Origin of the sequence: uncultured Nitratireductor sp., from assembly GCF_913053745.1 — a bacterium.
Taxonomy (GTDB): Bacteria; Pseudomonadota; Alphaproteobacteria; order Rhizobiales; family Rhizobiaceae; genus Nitratireductor.
Genome location: NZ_CAJXGF010000159.1, coordinates 1 through 9,702 on the forward strand (window position 1 = coordinate 1; position 9,702 = coordinate 9,702).

The following is a 9,702-nucleotide window of genomic DNA, read 5'->3' on the forward strand; positions in this document are numbered from 1 at the left end:
CCGGCACGATTTCCTGCGTTTGCGCCTCCGCCGACCAGGCAAGGCGAAACCCTTTCCCGCTCGCCCTGCTCAGAAAATCGGAATCGCCGCCGCCCATGAAGTTGAAGCGGAGGTCGAGGAAGGGACGTGGCATCGTCTCCAGAACGCGCCTCGTCAGAAGCAGGTTGCCGGAGGAATACAAGGCCGGAACACGAGCCGTTTCATCGTAGGGTGGAGCGAAAACGGGATGGGTCGCCCAGCGCTCATGGGCAGGCTTCGCAAAGACCGGTACCTGTGGGCCGCCGACGATATCGGCGTCGAAACGCTCGGCCGTGGCGCAGAGATTCTCGAGCCAGTGCGGAGAGGCCAGCTCGTCATCGTCGATGACGGCAAGGTAGCGAAAATCGGGAAACTCGCTCAGCGCGGTTTCCCAACCGGCATTGTATGCGCAACAATTGCCCCGCTTGTGGGCGACGATGACAAGACCGTTGAAGGTTCCATCGGCAAACAGCGGGGAGACAGCCTTGGCGCCGGCGCGCTCTTCGGCCTCGTTTTCCATCACGATCACCGCGAAGCGGCGCTCGGTGGCCTGTGAAGCAAGCGAATGCAGCGTGTTCAACAGTTGGTCGGGCCGCTTGAAGGTCGGGACGGTGATGACACACGCTATGGCTTGCGCGGCAAGCGAGGGCGTGCGCGCGACAATTGAAACCGTTTTATCTGTCTTGCTTTCCGCCACGATTCCGCCGAGGACCCAATTTGCGCTCTATAAGTGACGGCGCCAATTAAGGCGGCGTTAAATACGGTGGGTTTTTTGCAGGAAGGAAATAGTATTATTCCATTAAGGAGTGTTCCGTCGCCTCACTCCTTAATGAAGAGTTCATCGCTGTTTGAAAGAACAATCCAAACAGGAAAAATGCATGCATTTGGTCTTTGCGACTTCCATCGTTCCCGACGGTGTGCCCAGAAGCGGTTACGAGATCGCCAATGCGGCCATTCTCGACGCGCTGAGGCGCGCCGGTTGCCGGATATCGGTGATGGGGTTTGCCTGGAAGGGACGCAAGGAGCAGGGAACCGGCGGGCGGGAAATCGGCGGCGACACGGTCGTGCTGGGGGAACTCGATCCGCGCACGGAGGCCGCCGGCGGGCTGGTCAAGCTTGGCTGGCTTGCCAAGGCGATGATCCGGGGCATGACGTTCTCGTCGGCCAAGATGCTGCTCGCCTCGCCAGCACAGGTGCGTGCTGCGCTCGACGCGCTCGGGCCGGTCGATGGCGTTATCTTCAATTCCGTGCAGTTCGCCGGTGCGTTCCGACAAATTTTCGCGGACAAGCCGACTGTTTATGTGGCGCACAATGTCGAACATCTCTCCGCCGAACAGAGCGCGGCCGCCGCGCGCGGTATCGTCGCGCGCTTCATGTTTCGCCGCGAGGCCCGGCTGCTGAAGGCGCTGGAGGAGAAACTGTGCGCACAGGCGCGTTTCATCTACACCCTATCGGAAGAAGACCGGCAGGTGCTGGGTGTGGCGGATGACGATCGCTCCGCGGTTTTGCCGCTGGTGGCGCATGCGCCCTCCGCTCACACGGCCGGCCCGCGCGAGAGCGTCTATGATGCTGCGTTGATCGGCACCTGGAGCTGGGCGCCCAACCGGATCGGCCTCGACTGGTTCCTGGAACAGGTGGTGCCGCACCTTCCTCAGGATTTCCGCATCGCGGTTGCGGGCGATGCGCCGGAACGCCTTGCGCAAACGCATCCGCGCGTGGCCTTTGTGGGACGTGTCCCGGATGCGGTCGCGTTTGTGCGTAGCGGAAAGGTGGTGCCGCTGATCAGTCGGGCGGGGACGGGCGTACAGCTCAAAACCATCGAGACGTTCGAGCTCGGATTGCCGAGCGTGGCAACGCCAAGCGCGCTGCGCGGCATCTCGCATAAGCCGGATAACTGTACGATTGCCGACGAACCGCGCGATTTTGCCGCCGCGCTTGTTCGCGCGGCCAGGACGCCGGTCGACCTCGACGGCCGCGAATTTCATGAGGCGCAGCGCAACGCACTGGATAGCGCGGTGCGCCGCGGGCTTCACGAGGCCGGCTTCGCCCGGCGAAACGAGGCTGCATGAACATGGACGCGCCAGGCAGTGACCGCGCCGCCCACCCGCAGCGCAATATCCTGGGAACGGATGTTACGGTTATCGGCCGGGATGCCGCGATAGCCGCGCTCGGGCGCGACATCGCCGCGGGTCGTTTCACGCGGGTGACGTTTCTCAACGCGCATAACGCCAATATCGCGTTTGCCGATGCACGCTTTCGCAACGTCCTGCCGGGATTTCTGGTGCTGGCGGATGGCGTCGGTGTCGATATCGCCTCGAAGATGCTTTACGGCGAGCCCTTTCCCGACAATCTCAACGGCACGGATTTCGTGCCGGCGTTTCTCAAGCGGCACACGGCAAAGCTGACCGTCGCATTGCTCGGCGCGCAGCGTGGAAACGCTCTGGTCGCCGCCGAAAGACTGTCCGAACAGGCGCCTCAGCACGAATTCATCTTTCTGCATGACGGGTATTTCGGCGCGCAGGAAGAAACCGACATCCTGGCCCGGCTGAAAGAGATGCGACCGGACGTGCTGCTCGTCGCCATGGGGGTGCCGCGGCAGGAACTCTGGATCGCGGACAAGATCGGAACCGAGCATTGCACGATGCCGATTGCCGTGGGGGCATTGCTCGATTTCCTGAGCGGAGCCGTGCCGCGCGCGCCGCTCTGGATGCGCCGATTGCGGCTTGAATGGCTGTTTCGGCTGGGGCTCGAGCCACGTCGCCTGTGGCGGCGCTACGTGGTGGGCAATCCTCTGTTTCTCTTGCGCGTGCTTGGCCAGAAGTATCGGGTCAAACGGGGCGGCCCGTAGCCATGAGCGCGCAGGGCAAGGCAGCGATCGTTACACCGAGCTATGCAGGCGATTTCGAACGCTGCAGGCTGCTATGCGAAACGATGGACCGTTTCGTGACAGGCTTCGACCGTCACTATCTCCTGGTGGCGGGGCACGACGTGGGGCGTTTCCGCGCGCTGGAATCGGACCGTCGCATCGTGGTGGACGAGCGCGATCTTCTACCCTCGTGGCTGCGTGCGGTGCGGGATCCCACGGTGTTGTTCCGGCGCCATGTGTGGTTGAGCACAAAGCTTGCCCCGTTGCGCGGCTGGCACGTGCAGCAATTGCGGCGTATCGCCTTTGCGCAGACGGCCACGGAAGACACGCTCATCTATTGCGATTCCGATGTGGTGTTCCTGAAGCCGTTCGATTGCGGGGCATTCCGCCAGGATGGGCTGACGCGGCTTTACCGCCGGAACGGGGGGATGCATTCGCTGGTCGATCTCGGGCACCGGGAGTGGTCGGCGAATGCGGCGCGGGCGCTCGGGCTTCCGGCGGAACAGACATCGGAGCACGACTACATCACCACGCTGATCGCCTGGCGGCGCGAGAGCGTTCTTGGCATGCTCGGGCATATCGAGACGGTCCACGGCAAACCATGGATCGAGACGGTGGCCGCCGACCGGCGCTTCTCCGAGTGCATCCTTTACGGCCGATATGTGGACGAGGTCCTCAAGGGCGAAGGGCATTTCCACGACGACCGCGCGCTGTGCCACGTCCTGTGGTTCGGACGTGCGCTCGATACGGCGGGAATGGAGGACTTCATCGCCGAGATGGAGCCCTATCAGGTGGCGATCGGCATCCAGTCCTTCATCGAGACCGATCTGGAGCCGCTGCGACGGCTTATCGGTTGACCGGTTGGCCTGGATCAGACCCGCTTGGCGGGCATGGCGAGCGCGCGATAGGTCAGAACCATCGAAAGCAGATAAAGCGCCGCGAAAACCGGATTCAGCGACAGAACGATGTCGCGGGCGGTTTCGAACGATGTCAGAACCAGTGAGAGAAGTGCGGCCTTCGCGAAGGCAAGGGCGGCGAGATTGATCGCGCGAAGGAGGGTCTGGCCACGCGCGAACAGAAGATCGGCCTGGTATTCGGTCAGATTGCGCAATCCGGGAACGGCAAGCGCCAGGATGACCAGGGGCGTCGCCTCGGCCACGTTGCCGCCGAGCAGCGTGGGATAGAACAGGAGGATGACCGCCAGCGTCGCCAGCGCCAGTGTGGAGACGGCGAAAATCGCGCCTTCGATGCCAAGACGCAGTTTCCAGCGGTTGAGCATTTCGGGAGCCCGCATCATGCGCTGGACCAGCAGCATGGAGAACGAGCGGATCGGGATTGCGGTCAGATCGACCAGTCGCATGATGATGGCGTAGATGCCCGCCAGCGTCGGATTGCCGAGCGCCAGAACGAGAAGCTTGTCGAGCTCCATCTGCAGGTAAAAAAGCACTTCCGCACCGGCCACGTAAAGCGCGTCGGGCAGGCGGCGCCAGTAGAGCGCGGATCTGAAGCGCAGGCGATTGCGCGGGCAATAGAACGCCAGCGCGAAGACCAGCGCCGCGCCGTTGGCGGTCAGATAGAACACGGTCCAACTAAGAAGATCGTGACTTTCGCGAAACGTGAAGAGAAAGGCCGCCAGCGCCCGTATCGCGATGCTGACGATGAGGATCGTCGCGGCGCGGCCGAAGCGGTTCAGCCCGTTGTTGACGACAATCACGGTTTCGGTGAGGCGCCATGCGATCGCTTCCGACGCGACCACCAGGGCGAAGGGAAGCACCGGCATATCGCCGGCAAAGAAAATCAGATAGAGGACCGCGCTCACAAGCGCGATGAGCGGCAGGGAAGCAAGCGCCAGAAGCAGGAAGCCGGCGGCATAGGTTCCCAGAAGTCGAGGTTTTACGGTAGCGATACGGTAGAGCGTGGCCGTGAACCCCAGTGCAAGAATGCGGCCCACCATGACGGCGGCGGCAGATGCCGTTGCAAAGAGGCCGAAATCGGCAATCGAGAGGCTGTTTGCCAGGATCACGAAATAGGCGAGCGAAAAGACGAGCCGCCCCGCCGAACCGCTGATCGTGGTAAGATAGTCCCGCAGCACCTGACGCTGGGCGGTTATGATGTTGCGTAGCGAGATGAGCGGCCCCTGAATTCTTTAGGCACGGTGGTTCCGGATAGCTGTTTCAAGACAAGACTATCCGGTAAAGCTTAATGTGCTGTTCCGCCGACCTGTAACCGGAAAAAGACGTTACGTGGCATTTACCGTTAACTCTTTGTTACCCGTGCCTGTTTAGCTTGAGTTAACATAATCGCGGGTTTATGCGCCCGCTTCCTGTCATAAGCGAAAGCTGCACGCACGATGTTCGACGCCGAAAACCCTAGGAAGAAGAGGTCTCGGGACGGCGCGCGTTCGTTGTTGTCGATAGAGGCGCCACGCGAGGAGACGGCGCCGGCGAACCGCGAAGCGCGGGCCGGATCGCTGCTTTCGGATTCGGAGAAAAGGCAAGAAGCCCGGGAAACGCGGCGCGCGCGGGCCGCTTCCGCGGACGCCTATCTGCGCAGGGCCGAGACGGGGAAACGGGACCGCGCCGAATCCCCCGTTCACACCCCATCTTCACGCGCCGGAGGGATGCCGGCTGAGCCGGCGGTGCCAAATCCGGAGAAGCCATCGTTCAAAAAGCGCCTGTTCGACCGGCTGTTTCCGCTGCCCGAGCCGAGAGAGAAGCGGGACGCCTCCAGATCCGCCCCGCCGCAACGGCCGCCGGCGGAACGCGCATCTTTGGAACGGCCCCTCTTGCGCAGACGAACCGAGCCGGAAGAACAGCCGCACGAAACGCCGGACGACGAAGACTTCTACCGCTCGCCCGTCCGCGCCGGGCGAACCCGGTCCGCCAATTCGAGGCCGGAAGGCAAGACATGGCGACCGCTCATCGATCCCGTAGAGGTGATCGGCGGTATATTTCGCGCCAAATGGCTGATCCTGCTGACGACAATCATCGGCGCTGTGCTTGGCGTTATCGTCGCTCTGTCGACGCCGAAAATGTACTACGCGGCCACGCAGATCGTGTTCGATCCGCGCAATCTGCAACTGGTCGAGCGCGATCTGACGCCGGGCGCTCTGCCTTCGGATGCGACCCTTGCGCTTATCGAAAACCAGGTCGCCATCATGACCTCGGGCAATGTGCTGGCACGGGTGGTCGACGATCTCGACCTGGCCGACGATCCCGAATTCAACGGTACGGGTGGCGGCAGCCTGTTGAGCACGTTGCTCAGCCCCCGCGCGCTCATCTCCGCGCTGATCAATGGCGGCGACGACGACGGCGGCACGGCGCGTCACGCCATCGCGGTCGAGAATCTCGCAGAGGCCCTGGATGTGGGGCGCAACGCGAAAACCTTCATCATCACCATCGGTGCCATCACAAAGGATCCCGAAAAATCGTCGCTGATCGCGACAACCACGCGGGATGTGTTTCTTTCCACTTACGGAGAATTGCAATCGGCCACAGCCGGTCGTGCGAACCGGGAGATTACCGACCAACTGGCGACGCTGCGCGCGGAAGTGGAACAGGCCGAGCGCGCCGTGGCGGACTTCAAGGCCAAGAACGACATCGTCGACGCACAGGGGCGCCTGATCACCGATGAGGAGATTCTGCGCCTGAACGAACAGCTCTCCACGGCGCGGGCGCGTACGTCGGAATTGAACGCACGCGCGGCGGCCGCACGCACGCTGGATGTGGAAACGGTACTGGGCGGGGCGCTTCCGGAGCAGATCGCCTCTCCCGTGATGACCGAACTCCTGGCGCAGTATTCAAGCCTCAGGCAACAGGCGGGGCGGCTGGCCGTGCGTCTCGGGCCGCGCCACCCGGACCGGCTTTCGGTCGAGGCCGAATTGTCCGGAGCGCGCGAGGAGATCGCGCGGGAGCTGCGCCGGGTTGTGGCTTCCAATCAGGTGGAACTGCAACGCGCCGTGCAACTCGAGCAGGATCTGTCGGGACAGCTTGCGCGGCTCAAGGTGGAAAAGGGCGACATGGAGGGTGAGCGTGTGACGCTTCGCGAACTGGAACGCGAAGCGAATGCGAAACGCTCGGTCTACGAATCGCTGCTTTTGAGAGCGCGCGAAACAGGGCAGCAGGAGCGCCTGAACACAGCCAATGTGAGCGTGATTTCGCAGGCCGTGCCGCCGCTCAAGCCCATCGGTCCCTCGCGTTCGTCGATCGCCATGGCGGGCACGATTCTCGGTTTTCTGTTGGGGGTCGGTCTCGGGGCCACCGGCGGTGCGATCCGGAGCCTGCGCGAGAACATGGCAGAACGGCAGGCCGGTGAAGACGACAATGGCGGAGGCAATTCAGGGTTCGACGGGTACGATCCCGAACCGGATCCGGCACCGACCGGTGGCGGTGCCCGGCGACGTGCGTCCGACGACAGGCTGCGCGCCGGGATACCGGAGGGGCGGTCCGGTGCGTGGAAACCGCGTTCGGGCGAACGCTACGCGATGACACGGGCCGGGGGCGATCTTGACGACGAGGATGGTCTCGACGACGCGTTCGCGTCGCATATGCACGACGAGACCGATGGCATTGCGGAGGATGATCCGGTGCGCTACCGGGCTTGGACCTCCGCCGAGCCGCAAACCGCGCAAGCGGCGCAGCCCGTATTCGAGCCTCAGCCGATGTGGCAGGCGCGGCAGGCGGGCATGTACCCCGGCACGATGCCGGCCATGGCGCCGATGCAGCGGGCGATGGGCATGCCGACCACGCCCGATCATCGAATGCCGATCCCTACGCCGGTTGCACCGGCGGGGCCCGGGGGAGGATCGTGGTTCGCCGCTGACCGGGACGATGGAAACACCAATGCCGACGAGCGCTTCAGCGACATTCGACACCGGCTCAAGGCCGTGCGCCGGGAGGTCGATGCGTTGACGGCACGCAGGTCCAACCGGCACCGTTACTGACATGCGAAATCGCTATCTTTTCCAATAACGTCAAAGAACGGCGTTATGGTGGGATTGCGGTTCGGCGTTTTCCCCATTATGCGGGCTGATGTGCGATCCCGACGCGACGCTTTCGCATGAGCCGGGAACTGCATCCGTTGAAGCCTACCGGGGAAAGACATGGCCGATATCATCGACGGAAAAGCCCTCGCAGAAGATGTTGTCGCGAAGGTCAAGGTTGAGACCGCGACACTCGCCAAAAGCGATGTGACGCCCGGGCTGGCCGTGGTGATCGTCGGCGAGGACCCGGCGAGCCAGGTTTATGTGGCGTCCAAATCGCGGCGCGCCAAGGAATGCGGTTTCCATTCGGTGCAGCACTCGCTGCCGGTCGAGACTTCGGAACACGCGCTTGTCTCGCTGGTCGAGGACCTGAACGCCGACCCGGCGATTCACGGCATACTGGTGCAACTGCCCTTGCCCGAACATATCGACGAAACGCGCATCATCCAGGCGATCGACCCGGAGAAGGATGTTGACGGTTTCCATTTCATCAATGTCGGCCGGCTCGGTACGGGTGCGCTGGACAGCGCCTTTGTGCCTTGCACGCCAGCGGGGGCAATGTTGATGCTGGAGCGCGTGCGCGGCAAGGACCTTTCCGGCCTCTCCGCTGTGGTGATCGGACGTTCCAACATTGTCGGCAAGCCGATGGCGAACCTGCTTCTGGCCGCAAACGCGACGGTGACCATCGCCCACAGCCGCACCAAAGACCTGCCGGCGCTGGCCAGAACGGCGGATATTCTGGTTGCTGCTGTCGGACGCCCCGAAATGATCAGGGGCGACTGGGTGAAGCTTGGCGCGACCGTGATCGATGTGGGTATCAACCGCATACCCGCGCCGGAAAAGGGCGAGGGAAAGACGCGGCTGGTCGGGGACGTCGCCTTTGCGGAAGCGAAGGAAAGCGCCGGTGCGATCACTCCGGTGCCCGGCGGCGTGGGCCCGATGACCATCGCCATGCTGATGGCCAACACGCTTACCTCAGCGTTCCGCACCGCGGGGCTTGAGCCACCGGCTTTCTAATCTGGACCATTTGCCATGTCTTTCCTGTCGGACAAGCCTGTTTTAGAACAATCGACCATGGGCGAGGCGAGGCAGGACAGCCGGCAGTTCGCTTTTCTGCTGGTCGACAAGTTTTCGATGTTTTCGCTGGCGGCGGCCATCGACACGGTTCGCTCGGCCAATCGTCTTCTTGGGCACGATGTCTATAGCTGGGTTACCGTTTCGGCCGATGGCGAGGCGGTGATCGCGTCCAACGGGCTGCCGATCAAGATCGATTACGCGGTCGCCGATCTTCCGCCCGTCGATATTCTGTTCGTCTGTGTCGGGCTGACGACCGAGTTTCCGGGCAAGAGCACGGTGCTTGCCGGCCTGCGATCGCTGGGCCGGCGGGGGGCAGCCCTTGGCGCGCTGGCGGCCGGCTCCCATCTGCTCGCCGAGGCCGGTCAGCTCGAAGGCCATCGCTGCACGATCCACTGGGAGAACCGTGCCTCCTTCATGGAGCGCTTTCCAGACATCGAATGCACCGGCAATGTCTACGAAATCGACCGCAAGCGCTACACCTGCGCGGGCGTGACCACGTCCATCGACCTTATGCTCGAGATCGTGCGCAACGATCTGGGCGTGGAACTCGCAAACGAGGTGGCGAACCAGTTTCAGCACGAGCGTATCCGCTCGCCCGGCGACCGGCAGCGCACGGGGCCGGAGCGCGACCTCACCGGGAAATCGGAAAAGTTGAAGAAGATTGTCGAGCTGATGGCCGACAATCTGGACGAACCGTATTCGGCGGTGCAGCTCGCCAAGTCTGCGAGCCTTTCGGTGCGGCAGGTGGAACGCCTTTTCC

At 63.0% G+C, this 9,702-nt stretch carries 8 protein-coding genes; 6 read left to right on the forward strand and 2 right to left on the reverse strand.

Features of this window, described 5'->3' with window-relative positions; translation table 11 throughout:
* A partial coding sequence (locus tag QZ638_RS19835) for a glycosyltransferase (RefSeq protein WP_295813628.1) occupies positions 1 to 715 on the reverse strand: 715 nt, incomplete at its 3' end.
* 181 nt (positions 716 to 896) lie between these two features.
* Between QZ638_RS19835 and QZ638_RS19840 the strand changes: the two genes are divergently transcribed.
* Genes QZ638_RS19840 through QZ638_RS19850 form a run of 3 tightly spaced genes read left to right on the forward strand, consistent with a single transcriptional unit; the run spans position 897 to position 3,741 of the window.
* Positions 897 to 2,087 (forward strand): glycosyltransferase family 4 protein, encoded by a 1,191-nt coding sequence (locus QZ638_RS19840; RefSeq protein ID WP_295813629.1) that lies wholly within the window; start codon positions 897 to 899, stop codon positions 2,085 to 2,087.
* A complete protein-coding gene (locus tag QZ638_RS19845) occupies positions 2,084 to 2,866 on the forward strand; it encodes a WecB/TagA/CpsF family glycosyltransferase (RefSeq protein WP_295813630.1) in 783 nt (260 codons plus the stop codon). The genes QZ638_RS19840 and QZ638_RS19845 overlap by 4 nt, the downstream gene beginning before the upstream one ends.
* A 2-nt stretch (positions 2,867 to 2,868) precedes the next feature.
* Positions 2,869 to 3,741, forward strand: a complete 873-nt coding sequence (locus QZ638_RS19850; RefSeq protein WP_295813631.1) for a DUF6492 family protein — start codon at positions 2,869 to 2,871, stop codon at positions 3,739 to 3,741.
* Positions 3,742 to 3,755: 14 nt separating this feature from the next.
* Here QZ638_RS19850 and QZ638_RS19855 read toward each other — a convergent pair whose 3' ends face one another.
* Positions 3,756 to 4,994, reverse strand: a complete 1,239-nt coding sequence (locus tag QZ638_RS19855; protein WP_295813634.1) for a lipopolysaccharide biosynthesis protein — start codon at positions 4,992 to 4,994, stop codon at positions 3,756 to 3,758.
* A gap of 675 nt (positions 4,995 to 5,669) precedes the next feature.
* Here QZ638_RS19855 and QZ638_RS19860 point away from each other — a divergent pair.
* The 3 genes from QZ638_RS19860 to QZ638_RS19870 form a co-directional block, all read left to right on the forward strand.
* The gene (locus QZ638_RS19860; RefSeq protein WP_295813632.1) at positions 5,670 to 7,826 is read left to right on the forward strand and encodes a GumC family protein; all 2,157 of its coding nucleotides are present in this window, start codon (positions 5,670 to 5,672) and stop codon (positions 7,824 to 7,826) included.
* Positions 7,827 to 7,985: 159 nt separating this feature from the next.
* Positions 7,986 to 8,882, forward strand: coding sequence for a bifunctional methylenetetrahydrofolate dehydrogenase/methenyltetrahydrofolate cyclohydrolase FolD (gene folD, locus QZ638_RS19865; protein WP_295813633.1), 897 nt, complete (start codon positions 7,986 to 7,988; stop codon positions 8,880 to 8,882).
* A gap of 57 nt (positions 8,883 to 8,939) precedes the next feature.
* On the forward strand, positions 8,940 to 9,702 hold a 763-nt coding region (locus QZ638_RS19870), incomplete at its 3' end, for a GlxA family transcriptional regulator (protein WP_295813635.1).